The 21,926-nt window shown below is 55.2% G+C and carries 18 protein-coding genes; 9 read left to right on the plus strand and 9 right to left on the minus strand.

All coding sequences use genetic code 11. The annotated features are described in order from the left end of the window. Positions 1–16: 16 nt before the first annotated feature. A complete protein-coding gene (locus ETHHA_RS05025; protein ID WP_013484903.1) occupies positions 17–565 on the minus strand; it encodes an Ig-like domain-containing protein in 549 nt (182 codons plus the stop codon). 213 nt (positions 566–778) lie between these two features. Here ETHHA_RS05025 and ETHHA_RS05030 point away from each other — a divergent pair, with 213 nt between their 5' ends. Together ETHHA_RS05030 and ETHHA_RS05035 are read left to right on the plus strand one after the other, a co-directional pair. Continuing rightward, the gene (locus ETHHA_RS05030) at positions 779–1,822 is read left to right on the plus strand and encodes a FecCD family ABC transporter permease (protein ID WP_013484904.1); all 1,044 of its coding nucleotides are present in this window, start codon (positions 779–781) and stop codon (positions 1,820–1,822) included. Positions 1,823–1,864: 42 nt separating this feature from the next. Continuing rightward, entirely contained in the window at positions 1,865–2,968 is a 1,104-nt protein-coding gene (locus ETHHA_RS05035; protein ID WP_013484905.1) for an ABC transporter substrate-binding protein, read from the plus strand. A gap of 56 nt (positions 2,969–3,024) precedes the next feature. Here ETHHA_RS05035 and ETHHA_RS05040 read toward each other — a convergent pair whose 3' ends face one another. Genes ETHHA_RS05040 through ETHHA_RS05050 form a run of 3 tightly spaced genes read right to left on the minus strand, consistent with a single transcriptional unit; the run spans position 3,025 to position 6,616 of the window. Beyond that, on the minus strand, positions 3,025–3,951 hold the full coding sequence (locus tag ETHHA_RS05040; RefSeq protein WP_013484906.1) for a sulfite exporter TauE/SafE family protein: 927 nt from the start codon (positions 3,949–3,951) through the stop codon (positions 3,025–3,027). Between the two features lie 49 nt (positions 3,952–4,000). Further along, entirely contained in the window at positions 4,001–6,250 is a 2,250-nt protein-coding gene (locus tag ETHHA_RS05045) for a heavy metal translocating P-type ATPase (protein WP_013484907.1), read from the minus strand. A gap of 30 nt (positions 6,251–6,280) precedes the next feature. Further along, positions 6,281–6,616 carry a hypothetical protein gene (locus ETHHA_RS05050; protein ID WP_013484908.1) on the minus strand — a complete coding sequence of 112 codons (336 nt, stop codon included), beginning with the start codon at positions 6,614–6,616 and terminating at the stop codon, positions 6,281–6,283. Positions 6,617–6,910: 294 nt separating this feature from the next. On the opposite strand from ETHHA_RS05050, the gene ETHHA_RS05055 reads away from it, so the two are divergent. The 3 genes from ETHHA_RS05055 (at position 6,911) to ETHHA_RS05065 (ending at position 9,312) form a co-directional block, all read left to right on the plus strand. After that, entirely contained in the window at positions 6,911–7,588 is a 678-nt protein-coding gene (locus ETHHA_RS05055; protein WP_013484909.1) for a cytochrome c biogenesis CcdA family protein, read from the plus strand. A 15-nt stretch (positions 7,589–7,603) separates the two neighbouring features. Continuing rightward, positions 7,604–8,158 (plus strand): TlpA family protein disulfide reductase, encoded by a 555-nt coding sequence (locus tag ETHHA_RS05060; RefSeq protein ID WP_013484910.1) that lies wholly within the window; start codon positions 7,604–7,606, stop codon positions 8,156–8,158. An 83-nt stretch (positions 8,159–8,241) separates the two neighbouring features. Then, complete coding sequence (locus ETHHA_RS05065; RefSeq protein ID WP_013484911.1) at positions 8,242–9,312, plus strand: FecCD family ABC transporter permease; 1,071 nt, start codon at positions 8,242–8,244, stop codon at positions 9,310–9,312. A gap of 162 nt (positions 9,313–9,474) precedes the next feature. Here ETHHA_RS05065 and ETHHA_RS05070 read toward each other — a convergent pair whose 3' ends face one another. Further along, on the minus strand, positions 9,475–10,932 hold the full coding sequence (locus tag ETHHA_RS05070; RefSeq protein ID WP_137143853.1) for a hypothetical protein: 1,458 nt from the start codon (positions 10,930–10,932) through the stop codon (positions 9,475–9,477). Positions 10,933–11,689: 757 nt separating this feature from the next. Here ETHHA_RS05070 and ETHHA_RS05075 point away from each other — a divergent pair. Continuing rightward, positions 11,690–11,929, plus strand: a complete 240-nt coding sequence (locus ETHHA_RS05075; RefSeq protein WP_013484913.1) for a hypothetical protein — start codon at positions 11,690–11,692, stop codon at positions 11,927–11,929. Between the two features lie 337 nt (positions 11,930–12,266). Here the strand turns inward: ETHHA_RS05075 and ETHHA_RS05080 are convergent, their stop codons facing one another. From ETHHA_RS05080 to ETHHA_RS05090, 3 genes are read right to left on the minus strand one after another with little or no spacing between them, the layout of a single operon-like run. Beyond that, positions 12,267–13,046 carry a DUF364 domain-containing protein gene (locus ETHHA_RS05080; RefSeq protein ID WP_013484914.1) on the minus strand — a complete coding sequence of 260 codons (780 nt, stop codon included), beginning with the start codon at positions 13,044–13,046 and terminating at the stop codon, positions 12,267–12,269. 60 nt (positions 13,047–13,106) lie between these two features. After that, positions 13,107–14,108, minus strand: a complete 1,002-nt coding sequence (locus ETHHA_RS05085) for an ATP-binding cassette domain-containing protein (protein ID WP_013484915.1) — start codon at positions 14,106–14,108, stop codon at positions 13,107–13,109. A gap of 3 nt (positions 14,109–14,111) precedes the next feature. Then, the gene (locus ETHHA_RS05090; protein WP_013484916.1) at positions 14,112–14,801 is read right to left on the minus strand and encodes a GTP-binding protein; all 690 of its coding nucleotides are present in this window, start codon (positions 14,799–14,801) and stop codon (positions 14,112–14,114) included. Positions 14,802–15,078: 277 nt separating this feature from the next. Between ETHHA_RS05090 and ETHHA_RS05095 the strand changes: the two genes are divergently transcribed. The 3 genes from ETHHA_RS05095 to ETHHA_RS05105 all read left to right on the plus strand — a co-directional run bounded on the left by ETHHA_RS05095 (position 15,079) and on the right by ETHHA_RS05105 (position 18,112). Further along, entirely contained in the window at positions 15,079–16,089 is a 1,011-nt protein-coding gene (locus tag ETHHA_RS05095; RefSeq protein WP_013484917.1) for a FecCD family ABC transporter permease, read from the plus strand. Between the two features lie 87 nt (positions 16,090–16,176). Then, positions 16,177–16,923 carry a DUF364 domain-containing protein gene (locus tag ETHHA_RS05100; protein ID WP_013484918.1) on the plus strand — a complete coding sequence of 249 codons (747 nt, stop codon included), beginning with the start codon at positions 16,177–16,179 and terminating at the stop codon, positions 16,921–16,923. Positions 16,924–17,002: 79 nt separating this feature from the next. Beyond that, on the plus strand, positions 17,003–18,112 hold the full coding sequence (locus tag ETHHA_RS05105) for an ABC transporter substrate-binding protein (protein WP_013484919.1): 1,110 nt from the start codon (positions 17,003–17,005) through the stop codon (positions 18,110–18,112). Positions 18,113–18,318: 206 nt separating this feature from the next. Here ETHHA_RS05105 and ETHHA_RS05110 read toward each other — a convergent pair whose 3' ends face one another. Then, positions 18,319–21,741, minus strand: coding sequence for a pyruvate carboxylase (locus tag ETHHA_RS05110; RefSeq protein ID WP_013484920.1), 3,423 nt, complete (start codon positions 21,739–21,741; stop codon positions 18,319–18,321). Positions 21,742–21,926: the final 185 nt, after the last annotated feature.

Genomic DNA, 21,926 nt, shown 5'->3' on the forward strand with positions numbered 1-21,926 from the left:
AGAGACACCTGCCTTTTCAATTTTTCATTTTCCGTTTTTTCTGCAGCCGCAGGAAGAAAAACGCCGCGGCTGCCGCGACTACAACGCCGGGAATCAGCCAGAACAGGTAATAGGGCGGCTGCACGGTAACGCGCACGGTCTGCACGGCATCCGCATAATGTTTCAAACGCGCTGTGACGCGCACATCCGTATGCCCTGCGGAAAGGCCTTTCACGATCAGGGTGCCGTTTGCTACCGAAACACGGGCCACAGACGGATTGCTGACCGTAATCAGATAGGAGACCGGTGTCTTTTTGGTGCCGTTGCAGGCACAGTGGCCCCACGCATCCGGGCTGCCGCAGGTGCAGGGGTCGATGCCGCACATATCCGCCATGCCGCAGTCAACGCCAAGCGCGGCAGAGGACGGCGAGGCCCGCAGCGCCTCCGTCTGGGAAAGACCTGCGTCCACGGTGATGCTCTTTTTCACGGGAAGGACAATCGGTGTTTCCGCGCTCGCCCTGCCTGAAAAAAGGAAAAGGAAAGCAGCTGCCAGTATGCAGCAGCCACGCAGCCGGTAATTACGCATTCAAAACCCTCGTCCTGTCTGAAATTTGTCAAAACGGTATATCTTTTTGACATTATACTACATATTGATGTGTTTTGACAGGACATAAATCGAATTTATTTCATGATTTATGTCGGATGATTGCATCTAAACGAATTGTTTGTTAAAATGGTGTTATTTCCTGTATGCGTTATGGCTGAATCTTCCGCGGCCAGATGGAAAGGAGGGGGCAAATTGAAGTGTGGTGAGTCCCGCGGATGGTGTCATGCGGGAAAAAAGTCCCCTCTGTTTTGGATGGTCGGGCTGGGCGTGGCGGTGGCCGTCTTGCTTGCCGTCTCTCTTTGCATGGGTCGGTTTTCCATCTGGCCGGGCGATTTCGTTTGGCTGTTGCGGGAGCGGCTGGCAGGTGCCGCCAGCGACGCGGGGTATGTGTTTTTCGACGTGCGTCTGCCGCGCATTCTGGCCGCGCTGTTTATCGGTGCGGGGCTTTCGATGGCCGGTGGAGCGTATCAGGGCATTTTCAACAACCCTATGGTATCGCCCGATCTGCTCGGCGCGTCTTCCGGCGCCGCGTTCGGAGCGGTTCTTGGCATCCTGTTGTCTTTCAGCGCGCTGGGGATGGAGCTTTCTGCTTTTTTGATGGGCATTGCGGCGGTTGTCATCACCTACGTCATTTCGCTGGCGGCCGGAGGCCGGGGTGATCTGCTTTCCGTCCTGCTGACCGGCAGTGTCGTCGGAAGTCTGTTTGCTGCCTTTACCGCCGGAGCAACCTATCTGTCCGATCCCAACAGCAAAATGCCGGAGATCGCGTTCTGGCTGATGGGCGGGCTGGCAAATGTATCGTTCCGTGAAGTCTGGCTGCTGTTCCTGCCGTTTTGCCTTGGCGGGGGCATCCTGTTTTTGCAGCGGTGGCAGCTCAACCTTTTGACGTTTGGGGATGAGGAAGCAATGGCGCTGGGGGTGAATGCGGCGCGCGTACGGCTGTGCGTGACCGTGGGGGCCACGCTGCTGACGGCTTCGTCGGTCGCCGTGGCGGGGATGGTCGGCTGGGTCGGTCTGATTATCCCCCACATGGGCCGTGCGCTGGTAGGGCCGGATTATAGGGCGCTTCTTCCGGTTTCCGCCCTGATGGGCGCGGGATTTCTGCTGCTGGTGGACGATGTGGCACGCAATGTTAATACCACGGAAATTCCATTGAGCATCCTGACGGCCATCGTCGGAGCGCCGTTTTTTATTTTACTGCTTGCACGCAGGATACGTACGCAGCAGGAACTATGAAGTTCATCTGTTCCTACATATCCATAGGAAGGGGCCTCTGTTTTGCTTACTCTCCAAAAGCGCGTTGCGCTTTGTCTGCTGGCATTTGTTCTGGCACTGTCCATGACCGGATGCTCCCACCATTATACCGCGCAGGACACTGCGACCCACGTGGTCACGGATATGGGCGGACGGCGGGTGCGCATTCCCAAGACCATCAGAAAAGTGTTCTGTTCCAACCCCATCGGCACCGTGGACGTTTACACGCTGGCCCCGAAGAAGCTGGCGGGCTGGAACTTCAGACTGACGTCCGAAGATCTGCAATACATTAGCACAAAATACCGCAATCTGCCCGCGCTGGGTGTCTGGATGGGTACCGGCGCAACGCCGAATATCGAGGAAATCACAAAAGTTCATCCGGATGTGATTCTTTGCTTCTGGTCTATTGACGAGAACGGCAGGCAGATGGCCGACCAGATTCAGAAACAGACGCATCTGCCCGTCCTGCTGATGGATTACAACATCGACTTGGTTGATAAAGTGTACCGCTATCTGGGTGATCTGCTGGGCGTTTCGAAGCGGGCGGAAACGCTGGCTCAGGACAGCCGCAGCCGGCTGGACAAAATCACGGCGGCCATCGGAGACGTGCCGGAGGCGCAGCAGCCGAAAATTTTTGTTTCCGAAGGCGTAGGCGGTTTGCAGACCGACCCGGTCGGCTCCCTGCACATTCAGGATGTAGCCGATCTGCTTCATCTGAACAACGTGGTAAACCTGACGGGCGCAGCCGGGCAGGGCATGGGGATGCCCACTGTTTCCATCGAGCAGCTGATGAACTGGGACCCGCATTTTATTTTTGTGAACGAATACAATCTCAACAGCACGGAGAAATCGGATATTTACAGCCGGATTTTGCAGAATACCCAGTGGAGCGGCATCACCGCCGTGCGCGACAAAAAAGTCTATGATATTCCACAGACACCGTTTTCGTGGTTTGGAAAACCGCCCTCCGTCATGCGTGTGCTTGGCTCGGCCTGGGCGTCCAGTCTGCTTTTTCCCGATAAAGTAAAGCTCGACATCCGGCAGGAAGCCAAGGATTTTTATAAGCTCTATTTGAACTATAACCTGACCGATGCGCAGCTTGACGCCATGCTTGCCCACGCTGAGTAAATGCAGCAAAAAAACCGCCGGAACCTTTTGCGGGCCCGGCGGTTTTTCTGTTGCTCTTATTTCATTTGCATGGAAGTGGCAGACATGGAGGGCATTGCGTTTTTATCCATGCCGGACATGGAGGACACGTTCGACATGCTTTTGGAAGACATGGAGGTTCCGAACGGATTGGTAATGCCGTTGAGCGACAGGCCGCGCCCGACCATGAAAACGCCCAGAAACACGATAACCACTGCGCTCAGTTTCACCATCACGGCCCTGAACCGGCGGTTAGCAAAAGAGCTGAGCGAACCCAGCGCGAACAGCCCTGGCACGGTGCCCACCGCGAAGACCAGCATAACGAGGGCGCCCATCCCGGCGCTGCGCGTGGACAGTGCAAAGGCCTGTGCCATCTGCAGCGGCATACAGGGCATCAGACCGGTCAGCAGGCCCAGCACCAGTGGGCCGCGCGTGCGCACATGCTCGCCGTTCTGCGCATTGTTGCCCACCAGTTTTTTCACAGCCCGGTTTGGCAGGCCGAAATGGATGTGGCGCAGAACCGGGAAAATCCCCAAAGTGTTGAGCGCCAGCAGGATCATGAAAACGCCGCCTACAATGGGGATCAGGCCCTTGAGAAAACCGGAAAGACTGAGTGCTTGCCCGATTCCGCCGACGGCCGCGCCAATGGCGGTATACGAAATGATGCGCCCGACGTTATAGAACAGCGGCGGTGCAATGACGGCGCGTGCCCGTGGTTTGTTTTTACTCGTTTCCGTGCTCACGCATTGGCTCAGCATCAGGCCGCCGCACATGCCCACACAGTGAATAGAGGTAAGCAGCCCGAACACCAGTACAATGCCAAGTCCCACGCCCGTTTCCAGCTTGGGCAGCATGGTTTTGACGGTCATGGTGCTGCGCAGCAGCCACACAATGACCACCGCCGCGGCCAGCAGGCCGATTCCCTCGAACACCTGCACACCCGTCGATCTTTTTTTGATCTGCATTGTTTTCATCCTTCCTGTTGTCAAATCGGTAAATGATCGGCAATCTATCTCAAATCTCCCCGTGCCTGAGACTAAGGGAGTTGAGCAGCACGGAAACAGAGCTGCATGCCATTGCCAGCGCGCTCGCCTCCGGGCTCAGGTGCCCTGTGGCGGCAACGGAAATGGCTACGGTGTTGTAGAGCAGCGCCCAAAGCAGATTCTGTCGGATTTTGCGCATGGTCTTGCGCGCCAGGCGCACCGCAGCCGGCAGCGCAGTCAGATCATTCTGCATCAGCACAACGCCGCCGGCTTCAACCGCAATGTCGGTGCCGCCGCCCATGGCGATGCCTACATCCGCGGTGGCCAGCGCCGGGGCGTCGTTGATGCCGTCGCCCACCATTGCCGTCCAGCCATCCGCTTTCAGACGGCGCAGCGCTTCCAGTTTATCCTCGGGCAGCAGACGCGCCCGGCAGTCGTCGATGCGCAGTTCAGAGGCGACGGCGCGCGCCGCGCCTTCGCCGTCTCCGGTGAGCAGATGGAGCGAAAGCCCCTGCTTGCGCAGTTCCTCCAATGCGAATCCCGCATGTTTACGGATGCGGTCGCGGAACGCCAGCGCAGCGCGGGCCCTGCCTTCCACCGCCAAAAAGACCACGCTTTTTCCATCCGCCTTGAAACGCGCTTCCCATCCGGAGGTGTCCGGCACCGGCGCGCCGTTCTGTTCCAGAAAGCGGGCGGTGCCGAGGCAAATATGCTTGCTTTCCACTGTGGCCGTCACGCCCCCGCCGGGGACGGCGGTGCAGTTTTCCGCCTGTGGAATATCCGAACGGTCTTCCAGAAATACCGTCGCGCCTGCGACTATTGCTATGCCAAGCGGATGCTCGGAACCTTTTTCCGAGGCGACGGCAAGGCGCATCAGCGCGCTTTGCTCCCCCTCTTTCCATGCGCCCGCAAGAGAGAAAAAATCGGTCAATTCGGGCTTGCCTTCCGTCAGAGTGCCGGTCTTGTCAAAAACCATCTGCGTAATCTGCGCGAGGTTTTCCATTGCTTCGCCGCTGCGGATGAGGATGCCTTTGCGCGCGCCGCGCCCCAGCCCCACCACCATGGCGGCGGGCGTTGCCAATCCCAGCGCGCACGGGCAGGAAATAACCAGCACCGCAATGGCGTTGAGAAGGGGCTGGTCGAGCGCGGCCATGTGGTCGATCCCGAAATACCAGACGGCAAAGGTAGCGGTGGCTACCGCGATGACGGTGGGTACGAACCATGCCGACACGCGATCCACCATTTGCTGCACGGGCGCTTTGCTGGCCTGCGCATTTTCCACAAACTGCAGGATGCCGGCAAATTTTGTATCCTTTCCGGCTTGTTCCACCCGGTAGCGGAAGGTGCCGTACTGGTTGAGTGTGGCGGCGCACACGGCGGAACCGGCGGCCTTTTCCACCGGCAGACTTTCTCCCGTCAGGGCGGATTCATCCACAGAAGACGCACCCCAGACCAGCACGCCATCGGCGGGCAGCTGTTCACCCGGGTGCACTTCCACGATTTCGCCGTGCATCAGTTCATCCACCGGCACAAACACGCCTTCGCCGTTCCGCAGGACGCGCGCCGTTTTTGGCCTTAGAGCCAGCAGTGCGCGCACCGAGGCGGTCACGCGGTTTTTCGCCAATGCTTCCAGATAGCGCCCGAGCAGCACCAACGTGATGATGGTGGCCGATGCGTCCAGATAAGCATATTCATCACAGTATGTATAGGAATGAAAGCGGAACGCCACGATATAAACACTGTAAAAATACGCTGCGGACGAACCAAACACAACCAGCACATCCATGGTCGGCACGCCGTTTTTTAAGGAAAAAAACGCGCTCTTATAAAACCGCGCACCGATGATGAACTGTACCGGTGTCGCTACTGCGAACTGAAGCCGCCAATCATGCAGGTAATAGAAGAAATAATCGATCCACGAGGGATGTATCCCCGGCGTGATGGCGACCACACAGGCTTTATTAAAACAGCCGACCATACAGACCAGTGTCGGCGCTGTTAAAACCGCCGAAAGAATCAGCACGGCCAGTTGACGGTGCAGGCGAACCTGTTCCGCATCGGGTGGTTCCTCGTCACCTTCCACCCAGAAACCAAGCCGTTCCACTTCTTTCCCAAGCCGTTCCTCATTGACGAGATTGTCGTCGTACTCCACCTGCGCGGATTCGGAAGCAAAGCTGACGGACGCTTTATCGACACCGTCCAACCGTTCCAACCCCGCCTCAATCGCCGCGCTGCAAAGCGTACAGGTCATACCGCCGATGCGCAAAGTTGTGGTCGCCAAATCTCGCTCTCCGTTTCTTTCGGCCCGTGCTTATCGAACTTTTTTGTGATGGAGCAGAAAAAAGCCAATGACGGCGGCCGCCGCGACGCCAATGGCGGCGGCGAGCCCGACCGCCGCCATGCTATCGTTTTTGGAAGCGGTGTTTGCCGTCGTGCAGGAGACGGTTGCCTCACCGTTACAGCATCCGGCCTGACAGGTACTGCCGTCGCAGGCCCCGTTGCTGTTGACTTCTGCATTGCAGACGGCGGAAGAACTGTCGCCTGTGCCAGCCGCCAGGACGGACGACGATACCGAAAACAAAATGCCCGCCGCCAATCCACACAGCACTGTGAAAAATATGTAGAAAAATTTCCGTTTTTGCCTCACGGTGCAATCTCCCTGTCAACCGCATTTTGTCCTTTTGACACGATCCGTATTGTTTTATAGTATACATGGTCGATTATCAAAATTCAATGGTATATTTACTTTTGCATATGATGTTATGGATTGAATTGTATCATTTTAATTGTTTTTGACCGTGAAAGGACCACCCTTTATGTGCTTTTCTGGTGATCTTTGAAAATAGGAATTGTATCAGGTGGCAATGATGCGGTATAATCAAGATACATTTTGTTTTATAATGGTATATGTTGTTGGAACAGGGCGAAACCGGAGGGTGTTATGACCGGCTTGCTGACGTTTTTGGAAGGGATCGTGACCTTTTTGTCCCCTTGCATCCTGCCGATGCTGCCCGTGTATGTTTTCTATTTTGCAGGCGGCGAGGCAACGGAGGCACGCGCGGGGAAAAAACAGGTGGCTTTTCGTGCGCTGGGATTTGTGCTGGGCTTTACGACGGTTTTTCTGTTGATGGGGCTGGCGGCAGGTGTGTTTGGTCATTTCCTGCGCGGGTATGCCTTTTGGGTGCATATGACCGGAGGCGCCGTTTGGGTTTTATTCGGGCTGGATTACATCGGCGCGTTTGCAAAAATGCGCCGTCCGGCAGGAATACATTCCCAGCAGCGTTTGTGGGAGGGTGGAACAGCGTATCTGTTCGGCCTGATTTTTGCTGTGAGCTGGATGCCGTGCGTGGGGGTGTTTCTTGGCTCCGCACTCGTTCTGGCTGCAAGCGCGGGAGGAGCCGCCAAAGGGACGCTGCTGCTGCTGCTTTATTCAGCCGGGTTGGGCATACCGTTTGTGCTGTGCGCGGTTTTGATAGACAGCCTGCGCGGCGCGTTGACGGCCATCCGCAAACATCTGCGGAAAATTCAACTTGTATGCGGCTTTGCATTGATGATAGTGGGTGTGCTGATGGCGTTCGGTCTGCTTGACCGGGCGCTTGGCTTGCTCAGCGTTTTATAACATGGGAGGGAACCGATGAAGAGCAAAAGAAAAGGAATCGTTAGCGCTTTACTTCTAGCGGGCGTTCTGTTGGGCGCAGTGTTTGCCTATCGCCAACTGGTGAACCGGACAAACCGGGACATGCCCGCGGGTGAGAGCGGAGCGTCTTCGCAGAAACAGACTGCGCCGGATATGACTGTGACGGACGGAGATGGCAAAACGATCAGACTTTCTTCCTTGCGTGGCAAGCCGGTGGTGCTCAATTTTTGGGCGAGCTGGTGCCCGCCCTGCCAGTCTGAAATGCCGGATTACCAGAGCCTGTATCAGCAGTTTGGAGATAAGGTAGCGTTTGTTATGGTGGATATGGTGGGCACGCGCGATGAAACGGTCAACACGGCCAAAGCGTTTCTTGCACAGCATGCATATACCTTTCCCGCTTATTTTGATACGATCGGGTCTGCGGCGAATATCTATGGCGTTCAATCCATTCCACAGTCTTATTACATCGACAAAAGCGGTGTGGTTCGCAGCAAATATGAAGGAATGATGCAGAAGACCCAGATGGAAACGGCTATTCGGAGCATTCTGTGAAAGAGCTGAACAAATCTGCCGGGTCAACAAAAAGCCGACCGTCAGATTCGCGGCCGGTTGAACCAGTCTGCGGGGAGGTTGACATGCAGATCACGCAAATGCAGAAAAAGCGAAATGAAGATACGAAGCAAACGAGGAAAAAGGCCCCGCTGCTTGTGATACTTTTTCTTGTGGGATTGATGGCTGCTGTTTTCCTTCTTTCCTTTACGGTCGGACGGTATGCAACCCTTTTGTCCCAGTTGCTGCAAATCGTTTGCGGTAAGTTGTTTGGATGTCCCCGGACGTGGTCGAAACCGGTGGAAACGGTATTGCTTGACGTGCGGCTGCCGCGCGTTCTCTGCGCGCTATTGGTCGGAGCGGCACTTTCCGCTTCCGGCGCTACCTATCAGGGGGTTTTTAAAAATCCGATGGCGTCTCCTGACTTGCTCGGCGCTTCGGCGGGCGCGGGATTCGGCGCGGCTATTGCGATTCTGACCGGCATGAGCGCGGGCGGCATGACGATGTTCGCCTTCCTTTTCGGTATCGGCGCTGTGCTGGTCACCTTTTTGACCAGCCGCTTTATTGGAAGAGGCCGCTCTGGGGTCATCGTGCTGGTGCTGACCGGCATGGTTGTGCAAAGCCTGTTTCTTGCCTTTACGTCCATGATCAAATATGTTGCCGACCCCAATAACAAGCTGCCTGCCATAACGTTCTGGCTGATGGGCGGCCTGTCGTCCGTCACAAAGGATCAGGTGGGCATGCTGTTGGTTCCTTTTATCATCGGGATTATTCCGATCTATTTGCTGCGATGGCGCATGAATGCGCTTTCCTTTGGGGAAGAGGAAGCACAGGCGATGGGGATAAATGTCCAAGTGCTCCGGTTTGTGTTTCTTTTCTGCGCGACGTTGCTCGCGACTTCTTCGATTGCGGTCGCCGGTCTGGTCGGATGGGTGGGGCTGATTATTCCCCATCTGGCAAGGCTTTTGGTCGGCCCGGATTTCCGCCTGCTTTTACCGGTGTCTTTACTGGCGGGAGGAACGTTCCTGCTGGCGGTGGACGACGTTGCCCGAACCGTTTTTCCCGTTGAAATCCCGCTGGGCATCCTAACGGCGATTGTCGGCGCGCCCTTTTTTCTCTCCTTATTGCTTAGACGAAGGAGGAATCAAAGAAGCTGAAAAAGAGAATCTCCCTGTGCGAAGAGGCCTTGATCGTGAAAGGGGTATAGAACGTCAACGTGTCTGCAAACAAACGGGACCCGCGGGCGGCTTTTCATATTGCCCGCGGGTCCTGTTTGTTGTATTCCTGTTTACGTTATGTGGATAAATGGTCCAAAAACATCAACTACGCCGCTTTTTAGATCCGGCCACAAGCAGCATCAGTGTCACGCCCGTGAAAACCGCGGCAGGCACAAATGCGGTCGTTCCTTCGCCTGTGTTGGGGTTGGAAACAACCAGAGAAGATGCATTGGAGGAAGTAGAGGAAGAGGAAGAAGAAACGGCCGAACTTGCCGACGGGTTTTCGAGCGCTTGTATCTGGGACTGCGCGGTTTGCAGAGCCTGCAGTGTGGCGGAAGGCACCAGCGTCTTTTGCGCATTGGTAAATCCGGCATATGTGGCTGCAAGGCTGGAAACCAATGTGGCATCCTGCAGTGTAATGGTTGCAGGCAGGGCGGACACTGTGGCGATGAAGTCATCCACGGCCTGCTGCTGCGCAATGGTAACCAGATTGTCTGTGGCTGTGTAAAGCGCGGCGGTTTGCGCATCCACTTCAGACTGCAGGTAGTAGATGCTGTTGTTCATTGCGGATGCAATGGAAAGCTGTTTTTCCACCGGTGCATAGGAAGCGGCCGTATAGTTTGCGGCCGTCAACGCGTCGGCTTTGGCAATGGCGGCGTTCAAGGCCGTTTTGTCTGAATTTGTATTGCGGTCGCGCGGGTAGGCATATACCAGCACATCCAGCACGTCTCCGGTGGTGTCCGCAACAGTCCCGTCTGCGTTCTTGTTGGACGTGATGGTGAATGTGTCGCCGTTGGTGGTCATGGTATACTGGCTTCCATATTTTGCATTGAAACTGCTTGGAAATTCAGATGTATAAGTGGGAGCGTCCATTGTCAAATACAGGTGATAGTGCGCCACAAAGCTGCCCATCATGGGGCTGAATGTTCCTACCGGCTGGCCGTTTTTCAGAAAAACGTAAAACACCATGGCGCGTGTGGCGCTTGTGGGAGTGATGACCTTCTTGGTTACACTTGCGGGTGCGTCTGCCGTTGGGTCGGCCGGCGTCTGGCTGACAGTGGAGAGTTGGACGCCGTTGGGCGCGATGCAGGAAATATTTGTCCATTGTACGGGCGTGCCGTCGGTGCCGGTAATTTTGGTGATGCTGCCATCGGTGGCTGCCGGTTTTACCGTTAATTGCCCGTTATACTGTGCAAAGCCGTAGTGGAACACAATGTGCAGCGTGTTGCCGTTCGCGGTGGCGGTTATGTGATTTGAAAACGAGTCGGTTATATCCTGATTTGAATCATCAGGAGCCGCCGGATTGATGTAGCTGCCGGTCGTGCCGCCTGCGAGTGTGACGGCAAGGTCGCTTGCGGCATCCGCAGCGGCTTGAATGGGCTTGCTGAATGTTACATCAATGTCTATGTACTGGTCATCTGTTACGGGCGTGATCTGACCTGTCGTGGGGTCCGTGCTGTGCTGGACAAGGTCGCTGCTGTGGTTGGTGGATACCGTGTAGCCGGTCATCACGGGCGCGCTGGCACTGATTGCGAGAGCCGGCAATTGTGTCGCAAACAATGTTGCTGCAATCGCCAGTGCGGAAAGTGGCTTTCTGAGATGAAATAATCTGATTCTTGAGCATGTTGTTTCTTTTGGCATTGGTATCATCCTCCTCGTTGCTGAAAATTCATTTATTTTGTCACATCTTAATTGATTTAAATATTGTATATCATATTATAATTTGTAATTTCAGAAATAACAATATAAAAAGAAATATTATTATATCGTATTATAAAGTTTTGTAATGTTCTGTTGTAATGCCACATTGACTATCGCAATAAAAAGAAAAATATGGATATATTGTAAATCAGAAACACATGGCAATGCGGTTTTATCGGAGTTTTGGAATAAACTTGGCACGGCAGAGGCGACATGGAGAAAAAATTGCTGCAGTGTGCCAATGCAAAAATGTAATCATAGGTTACAGCGGAAGTTGTCGTGGAAATAAAAAAGTACCGCTTGTAATATTGATGCTTCGTGTAGAATGATGCTTTAAAACGTCATTCACCGGTCATTTTGGCATTTGCTTGGCGCTTGTTTGGTGTTCATTCTCGCTGAAAACCGCCGATAAGCACCATGGTTGGCAGTGCAAAAAGCTGCTCGACCTCGCATTACAACAGCGTTTGTGGAATCATACTGAATTTTACCAAACTTGAATTATTTGGATCAAGTCCCATTTCCCGTACCGCTTTAGAAAAGTCGATTTGTGTAAAAAGAAATCGACTTTTCTCTATTTATGTGCTATTATTTCAATATAATGGTAAGGGGGTTCCAGATGACTCGATATGATTTACCAGATATTCTTTATAAGGCTATAAAAGACATGGGAGGGCAAACAAACATCATTGATGTTTGCAAGTACGTTTGGGAAAAATACAAAACCGACCTTCAACATTCTGGAGATTTGTTTTATAGCTGGCAATATGATATTAGATGGGCTGCAACAGAGTTAAGAAAATCAGGACGGATGAAAGCTGCTGAGATAAGCCCGCGTGGGATTTGGGAAATTGTATGATATTCGAAGATAATGGATTTAATGGCCTTTTAGATTAATTGTTTGTAAATACTGCCTGTGATTGCTCACAAACCATTGATATTACTGGGTTTCTCCAAGTCCTGTAAATTTCACTCCGACCAGCTTGAAATCCCCACGGATTGGCTTTACAAGCCAATCCGTGGGGATTTCGCATACCAACAGGCCATTTCAGCGGCGGCCTGCTGATGTGCGATAGGTAAATTATGTCGATCTGCCTTCAGACGCATGTCGGCAAGATGCCTTTCGGGGTTTGCGCGCCCCTCAAGTTCAGCCGGTGGGTTTAATGGCCTCGGCCGGTTTCGCCCGGGCGGAGAATTCAGCGCGGGAGCCGGGCGGTATCTTTTTTCAGACTGACTTTTTGCCCGGTGGCATAGATCTTTCCAACCTCCCTGCCGGCGGCGACTTCAAATGCAAGGGCTGGGTCCTTGACGATGAAGCCGGCAAGGTCATTCACTCCATACTCGAAAAGTACCGGTGCCATCGGGGTGGACGGTCCCACCACGACGACATAGGCGTTTTGGGCCAGAGCGAGGAATCGGGGCAGCGATTTGTCTGTGACCGCCCCGCAGGAAATGAACACAAAATCGCAGTCGGGCAGCAGATATTCCGCGGCTGTGCAGGGATAATCCCCATCCTCGGTGGGCTCGTCCTCCATCACATAGAGTTCGCAAACCGGGGCAAACAGCTCCTCCAGCAGATGGAAATGCCCGATCACCACGACCTTCTTGTCGCGGATGGCCTGTTGGTAGGCGATGAACGGGTCGTTTTTCCGGTCTTCGGCAAAGCGGGCTTCGGAAAGCTCTACGCCGTTCCGCACGGCAACAGCTGGTGTGTTGTAATAGGAGTTGATTGCCGCAAGCCCCAAGCTGGCTTCGGCATAATTCCATGATTTGACCAGAGCGGCAAGCGCCCGCAGGGGCATGCTCGCCCGCCTGTGCGGAAAAAGCGGCGGGCGTGTGTCCAGTTCGGTCAGATAGCACAGCCCGACGTTCTCGCCGCTGCGCACCAGTGCCTCCGTTGCACCGCAAAAAAGATCGTCTGCGGTATAGGCGGAAGGAATCCCGTCGATCAGTGCGTCATATAAGTCCCACCACATGGTACGTTCTCCTTTTTCGTTCCGTTTGGATACTCGGGCGGCTGTCCGGACGTCTTTTTTCTATTTTTCTAAAATCCGTTCCCCGCGGCGCAGGCGGTTACGCACATCCTGCAGGGCGTTGTCCATCACTTCGATGCGCGCAAGGCTTTCTTTTTCCTCGGGCGTCGTGTACAGCACTTTGTCAATCCCGCCGTTTTTGATGGCGATGCGCAGGTCCGCACTGAGCGCCAGAATGGGGTCGTGTGTCGAGATGAGTACGATTTTTTCACGGCGCGCCAGCAGCCGGATGGCGCGTTTGCGGTCCACGCCCGCGTTTTCGATCTCGTCGATGAGCACGATGGGGGAGGCGCTCATAAATGCCGTGTCCGCGATCATCAGCGCGCGCGACTGGCCGCCCGAGAGCTGCGTGACTTTGGTCGTTTCCAAAAACGGCTCGCCCGCCAGGTCGTTGGCTGTCTCGAAGCATTGGCGGCACACAGCCTGCGGTGCGGCGCAAAACCGGCTTTTGGCGTGCATGGCCAGGAATTCCGCTACCGTCAGGTCCATGATGAAATTCATGTTTTGTGAAAGCTGGGCCACCAGCACGCCGTCCATCTCAAAACGGGTCTCGTCGTCCATCGGGTTCCCGTTCACCAGCACCTGGCGGCCGGTGGGTGTGTCTCGCTGGGCAATGCATTCGATATCGCCCAGCAGGCGGCTCTTGCCGGAGCCGGTGGGTCCGACGATGCTGACCGTCTGGCCTGCCTGGATGGTCAGTTCCACCTGCTCGGGCATGCCGCTTTTGTTTCGGCCGCCCAAAATGGTGAGCGTGTGCACTGTCACGGGTGGCGTGTCGGTGCGGGCCATGCTTTCCAGAAAAGACAGAAACTGTGTCTGCAATGCGGCGGGTGTCATGCCGAATTCGGTCAGACGCTCCGTGGGCAGAGCGGCGACGGCGGCGGCAAACGGCCGGTTCCAGGCCAGGTCGGGCAGATTGTAGTTGACGAAAAAATCCCGCGCCACCGGATACAGCGTGAGGATTTCGGAAAGCTTTTCTTGCGCCACCAGTGTGCTGAATTCCATGTGTTACTCCTCAAATTCCATCTTCTTGAGCATGCCCATCTGATAATTTTCACCGATCTTGATTTCTCCCGTGCAGTAGGAGCAGACGGAAGCCGGTGTGGTAAACCGTAGCTGTTTTTCGCGCAGCGTGCCGATCTGCGGCGCTCCGCTCACATGCTTGGCAAGCATGAACGCCCCCTGCCCCGTGATCCCGTTTACAAAGAGAATGTGTGCCCGGCTGTTTACCTGCCGTACATTGAAGCGGAAAACCTCACGTTCCGCCTGGGAAACGATGTCGCCTTTGGTAATGACCACCACGTCGGCAAATTTCAGCATCGGCCCGATCTTGCGCGGCGTCTGCACCCCGGACAGGCAGTCGATGACGCAAACCGCCAAGACACCGCGAATATGCGGCGAGCAGCGGTTGCACAGGCCCGCGCTTTCGGTCACCAGCAGATCGAGCCCTTTGCGGGTGCCCCAGTCCGCCGCGTCCAGTACGTTGCTGATGAAAAAATGATCCGGGCATACTTTCCCGGAAAGCCCTACCGTCACGGGAATGCCCGCTTCCGCATAGCGGTCGCGGTCAAACGAGAGCAGGCAGTCGAATTTCACCACGCCCATACGTGTTCCGCGAGGGCGCAGGCATTCTGCGAGCTGGAGGATCACGGCCGTTTTCCCCGACGAGGGCGGTCCTGCCACCGTAACCATCTGCATGCAATATCCCTCCTGTTCATACAAAAACGTTTTGATGTAATTCGGTGTATTTCTTATCAATTTATCACAATGACCGACAAAATTCAATCGATTTTGCACATTATCAAAATGTTTCGCAAAAAAACGAGAATATTTGACCGTTTCAAACAATTACCACAGGATTCGCATTTGCGTATTGCAATCTAAGTGAAAAACGTGTATGATATACGCAATATAACGTTACAAATCGTGTATTTTAATTTTAATTCAGCACGGTTTGTGGTCTGGTGGTTCGGGTGTGAACAAGAGTCGCGGCATGATCGGCCGGTTTTCCGGGCTGACAGCGGTATTCATTGGCATCATCGTACTTTCTTTCCTGCTCGGGCGTTATCCCATTTATCCGGATCAGCTGGTCCGGATTCTGTTTTCCAAAGTGCTGCCCATTCCCCAGACATGGGATCCGCAGATGTCCACCATCCTGTTTGAAGTGCGTCTGCCGCGCGTGGTGATGGCCAGTCTCATCGGCGCGGCGCTGTCCTGCGCGGGTGCGGCGTATCAGGGCGTGTTCCAGAACCCCATGGTTTCGCCGGACGTGCTGGGCGCTTCGCAGGGGGCGGGTTTTGGTGCGGCGCTTTCCATTTTTCTCTCGGTGGGCTATTTCGGCATTACGCTCTGTTCGTTTGTGTTTGGCATTCTGGCGGTGGCGCTGGTGTATTTCATCGGGCGGCGTGTCAAAGGTAACCCGACGCTGGGGCTGGTGTTGGCCGGTATCATGATTGGGTCGCTGTTTTCCGCATCCACCTCGTTCATCAAGCTGATGGCCGACCCCAACAATGTGTTGCCAGCCATCACCTACTGGCTGATGGGAAGCCTTGCGTCCATCCGCATCCGTGATGTGGCCTTTGCCGCGCCGCTGATTTTGGCAGGCATGTGCCCGCTTTTTCTCCTGAGATGGAAACTGAACGTTTTAACGATGGGCGAAGAGGAGTCCCGTGCGATGGGTATCCGTACCGGGCATGTGCGCGCAGCGCTGATTTTCGGTGCGACGCTTATCACGGCAGCCTGTGTGTCTGTCAGCGGGATGATCGGCTGGGTGGGGTTGGTGGTTCCGCATTTTGCCCGTATGCTGGTGGGCTGTGACTATCGCCGTCTGCTTCCGGCTTCCGCCTTGATGGGTGGCGGGTTCCTCCTGCTGGTCGATGATGCCGCGCGGATGGTATGCACCTCCGAGATACCCATCGGTATTCTTACGGCATTTATCGGCGCCCCGTTTTTCCTCTATCTCATTCTGCGCAAGGCAGAGTTTTAAAAGAAAGCAGATATTATGGCAAAGGAGCCGGTGTTGTTTCCTTTGCTTTTTTTATGCGGTCAAATTGTATTGGAAGGAAGAAGTTATATGTGGGAATTGTATGATGCATTGCTGGATGCCATGCCGGAGGGCATGACGGTGGACGAGGTCGTCTGCGGGAAGGGATGGACCATGGTGCGCAGCGGCGAAAATGTGGGGTTGGCCATGACCATCCATGAAACGGCCCGCCCCCGTATATTCACACGGCCGTGGGAAGGCGCGGATCTGAAAGAAGTGGCTGCCTGCGTAAAATCGTGGAATTTTGAGGAGGCGGCTGTGGGGATGGCCGCCATCAATGCGTATCACAATGCGCCTGCGCAGGCTGTAAAAAACGGCATCGCACTTGTTACGGACGGCTCGGCACCTGAAAAAGACGCATTTTTTTCCAATATAGATGCGTTTCGGGATAAGCGGGTCTGCGTGGTGGGGCATTTCCCTTATCTGGAGAAGCGCGTCGCTCCGTATGCCCGGCTTTCCATCCTGGAGCGTATGCCGTGTCCGGGAGATTTTCCGGATTCCGCATGCGAATATATCCTGCCGGAGCAGGATTTTGTTTTCATTACCGGCTGCACGCTGGTGAACAAGACCATGCCGCGGCTGCTTGAGCTTTCCCGTCAGGCGCATGTCGTGCTGGTCGGGCCGAGCGTGCCGCTCTCCACTCTCCTGTTTGACTTCGGTGCGGACGAGCTTTCCGGTACGGTGATCACCGATCCGGCTCTTTGTGCGCAGTTGGCGGCAGCAGAAGGAGGACCTTCGATTTTTCAGGCCGGCCAAATGGTCCGGTTTGTAAAATAAGAGTCTGGACAGGCTCTCAATAGAAAGAGTCCGCAACTTGCAGAGAAGCTGCGGACACAAAAGAAAGGGAGAAATGTCTATGCAGTTCAAAAAAGCATTGGCCGTTGTGGTGGCGCTTGCCATTGCGACCGTCATGGCGGGCTGTTCTAAGAACAGCACGTCTGCAACATCTTCCAGCAGTGCGTCGTCATCCGTTTCCGTCACATCCGGCACCCGCACGTTCACTGACTCGGCCGGCCGCGTGGTGGAGATTCCCGCGAATATCACACGCGTTGCGCCGTCCGGTTCCCTCGCACAACTGTTTCTGTATTCGCTCTGCCCGGACAAGCTGGTCGGCCTTTCCGGCAAGTTTGCGGATTCTGCCAAGCCCTACATCGATTCCAAGTATTACAACCTGCCGGTGTTCGGGCAGTTCTACGGCAAAAATGTCAACCTGAACATTGAAGCGCTGGCTGCCGCCAAGCCGCAAATCATCATCGACATCGGCGAAAAGAAAGCAACCGAAAAAGAAGATATGGACGGCGTTCAGAAGCAGACTGGCATCCCGGTCATCTTTGTGGAAGCTACGCTGGATTCCATGGCCAAGGCATATGTGACGCTGGGTAATATCCTCGGGGAGCAGGCGCAGGCCAAAAAACTTTCGGATTATATCAGCTCCACGTTGTCGGATGCAAAAACGAAAAGCGCTACCATTTCCGCAAGCAAAAAGGTGAAGGTCTACTATGGCTTGGGCAGCAATGGCCTGCAGACCAACCCGAAGGGCTCCATCCACGCGGATGAGATCAAGAAGATCGGGGCCGTCAACGTGGCCGATGTGACCGACAGCACCGGTGCGGGCGGCGTGAACGTTTCCATGGAGCAAGTGGTGCAGTGGGCGCCGGATGTCATGATCTTTGATCCGCAGAGCGTCTACTCCACCGTTGCCACCGACCCGCTGTGGAACGGGTTTGCCGCAGTCAAGAACAAAAAGGTCTACGAGGTGCCTATCGGGCCATATAACTGGATGGGCCGCCCGCCGTCTGTCAACCAGATTCTGGGTATCAAGTGGCTGGGCAACTTGATCTATCCGAATGTTTATAAGTACAACATGGTGCAGGAAGCGGAAAAATACTACCAGTTGTTCTACAACTATAAACTGACGGATGACCAGGCAAAAAAACTGATGGCCAACTCCACTTACAAGCAATAATTCCGTATCGGCCCGCCCGGCGGGCGCCGGGCGGAAGATAATACCGAAAAACCGCCGTGATGTCCATGGACATCGCGGCGGTTTTTGGATGCGTTCACGAGCTTTGGTGGAAGGACTGTTTGCACAATCCTTCCATATAGAACGAGGCCCCCGTCAGATTCTGTATCAAGGCATTGCCCAGACTCTGTTTTTGGTGTCGGGCGCGTTTATTCCTTGACGGTGAACAGCAATTCACCGGCTTCCACCGATTTGCCTTCGGTGATGAAGACCTTGTCGATCAGACCGTCGATGTTTGAAACGATGCTGGTCTCCATTTTCATCGCTTCGATGATGGCGAGCACTTGGTTCTTTTTGACTTCCTCGCCCGATTTGACCAGCACCTTGCTGACCGCACCGGGAATGCTGGCGCCGATCTGGGTGTTGTCGTCCATATCGGCCATCAGCACGCTCGACTCGGCCACTTTGGCATCGTTGCGCACCGCCACTTCACGGCGTGCGCCGTTCAGCTCAAAGACCACGTTCTGCGTACCGTCGCTGTTCATTTCGCCCAGCCCGACGTATTTGATGATGAGCGTCTTACCTTCCTCAATGGAGAGTTCGGTCATTTCGCCCTGCTCCATGCCCAGAAAGAAAACGTGGCTGTCCATCCGGCTGATATCGCCGTATTCCTGGCGGCGCTTGCAGTAATCCTCCAGCACTTTCGGATACAGGCACCAGCTCACCAGATCCTGCATGGACGGGTTCTTCTCATATTTGGTGATCTTTGCTTTCACCTGTTCGAAATCAATCGGTTCCAACAGTTCGCCCGGGCGGCAGGTGATCGGCTTTTCGCCTTTCAGCACCACTTCCTGAAGATCTTCGGGGAAGCCCCATGCCGGTTGCCCGATCATGCCTTTAAAATAGGAAACAACTGAATCGGGGAAGGTGAGGCGTTTGCCGCGCTCCACGATGTTTTCGGCCGTCAGGTCGTTCTGCGTCATAAAGATGGCCAGATCGCCCACGACTTTGGAAGACGGCGTGACCTTGACAATGTCGCCGAGGATACTGTTGGCTTCCTTGTATTTCTCCTTGACTTCTTCAAAACGATGCCCCAGCCCGAGGCTTTCGATCTGCCGCTTGAGATTGGTCAACTGTCCGCCGGGAATCTGGTATTTGTAGATCTCCACGTCGGGGTAGTTGCGGTTGGCTTCAAACTGGTAGTAGGTCTTGCGTACGTCCGCCCAGTAATCCGTGAGCGGGGTGAGGCTGTAGGGGTCGATTCCGGTGTCGCGTTCCTGTCCCTGGAGCGCCGCGACGATGGAGTTCAGCGACGGGTGGCTGATGAGGGAGGACATGCTGGCGATGGCCGTGTCCACCACATCCACTCCGGTTTCGGCGGCCAGCAGCAGGGCAGCCATCTGATTGCCGCTGGTGTCGTGCGTGTGCAGGTGCACCGGGATGCCGATCTCCTGTTTCAGAGCGGTGACCAGCTGTTTGGCGGCATAGGGCTTGAGCACACCGGACATATCCTTGATGCAGAGGATGTGCGCGCCGCGCCGTTCCAGTTCTTTGGCCATATCCACATAATATTGGAGTGTGTATTTGGTCTGGTGCGGGTCCAGAATGTCACCGGTATAGCAGATGGTGGCTTCGGCTACCTTGCCGCATTTGATGACCTCGTCAAGCGCGACTTCCATGCCGGGAATCCAGTTGAGCGAGTCGAAGATGCGGAAGATGTCGATACCGCCGGCCGCCGCTTCCCGGATGAACGCACGGATGAGGTTATCCGGGTAGTTGGTATAGCCCACGGCGTTGGCACCGCGCAGCAGCATCTGAAACGGGATGTTCGGGATGAGCGCGCGCAGCTGGCTCAGGCGATCCCAGGGTGACTCATGCAGGAAGCGGTAGGCAACGTCGAACGTGGCGCCGCCCCACATTTCGACGGAATAGAGATCGGGGAGGAGGTGAGCTGTCGGCTCTGCGATGCTGACCAGGTCTTTGGTGCGCACACGAGTGGCCAGCAGCGACTGGTGCGCGTCGCGCATAGTGGTGTCGCAGAGCAGCAGCTTTTTCTGCTCCAGGACATATTTCTGAAAACCTGCCGGGCCCTCACTGTCCAGCAGTTGTTTGAGACCTTTGGGCGGCTCGGCGTTCGGGGCGGACGGGATGCGTGGCTTTTCCAGCGGGATTTTTGGTTTTTCCTTTTCGTTGACGATCAGATCGCCGATGTATTTGAGAATTTTGGTCGCCCGGTTGCGCGGGTCTTCAAATTCAAACAGTTCAGGGGTTTCGTCGATGAACTTGGTGTGGCAGACGCCCGCTTGAAACGCGGGATGGGCCAGAATGTTGCACAGGAAGGCCATGTTGGTCTTCACGCCATGGATATGGATCTCGGTGATGGCGCGCAGCGCCTTGCGGATGGTATTTTCAAAGGTGCGGTCGTAGGTCGTGATCTTGACGAGCAGGCTGTCGTAATAGGGTGAGACCTCCGCGCCCGCGTAAGCGTTGCCGGCGTCCAGGCGCACGCCAAAGCCGCCGCCGCTGCGGTAGGTGGTGATCTTCCCGCAGTCGGGGGCGAAATTGTTGCGCGGGTCCTCGGTCGTCACGCGGCTCTGGATGGCAAAGCCGCTCTTTTTCACCGAATCCTGAGACTGGATGTCGATGCCCGGGGCGGAGAGCGGCAGGCCCTGCGCGATCAGGATCTGCGCGCGCACAAGGTCGATACCCGTGATCATTTCCGTTACCGTGTGCTCGACCTGGATGCGCGGGTTCATTTCAATGAAATAGTGGTTGCCGTTCTGATCGACCAGAAACTCCACGGTGCCCGCGTTGACATAATGGACGCACTTGGCGATCTTGACGGCATCGTCATAGAGTTTTCGGCGGGTGGCTTCCGGAATGGAGAAGGCCGGGGCAAACTCCACAACTTTCTGGTAGCGCCGCTGCAGCGAGCAATCGCGCTCGAACAGATGTACGGTATTGCCCTGCTCGTCGGCGAGGATCTGAACCTCGATGTGCTTGGGATTGACAAGGAATTTTTCCATAAAAATGGAGTCGTCCCCAAATGCTTTTTTCGCTTCGCCACGCACCAAGTCGAGTGCGATCCCCATTTCCTCCGGGCTGTCCACACGGCGCATACCGCGGCCGCCGCCGCCGGCGGCCGCTTTAAGAAGCACCGGGTAGCCATAGCTGTCCGCGCGCTCCAGGGCGTCGTCGAGATCTTTGATCTGGTCGGTGCTGCCGGGGATGACGGGAACGTTGCAGCTGTTGGCGATGGCCTTCGCGTTAAGCTTGCTGCCCATTTTCTCCAGCACGTCGGACGGCGGGCCGATGAAGATGATGCCGTTTTCCTCGCAGGCGCGGGCGAAATCCGCGTTTTCCGACAAAAAGCCGTAACCGGGATGGACGGCGTCCACCCCTTTGCGCTTGGCGAGGTCTATAATGTAGTTGATGTCCAGATAGGCGGCGAGAGGGCTTTTGTTTTCATCCAGCATATAAGCCTCGTCCGCCTTGGTGCGGAACAGATTGAAAACGTCCTCTTTCGAGTAGATGGCCACCGTCCTCAGACTCATGTCATAGCACGCCCGGAAAATGCGGATGGCAATTTCGCCGCGGTTTGCGACCAAAACCTTTTCAATTTTTCTTTGCATCATCGTACGCTCCATTCTGGCTGATACAACCATGTGATTTCGTGTTTGCGCCAATACCGGGAGGCCGCCCGCGTCCCGCTGCGGAAGAAGGGAAGGCGGTTTCCGCAGATCCGGCATCCTCCCTCGAACCATCGGTTTCGCAATCCGTCTTTTTTGAAGTTGTTGCATGATAAATCATGCTGTAT

Source organism: Ethanoligenens harbinense YUAN-3 (assembly GCF_000178115.2).
GTDB lineage: Bacteria > Bacillota > Clostridia > Oscillospirales > Ethanoligenentaceae > Ethanoligenens > Ethanoligenens harbinense.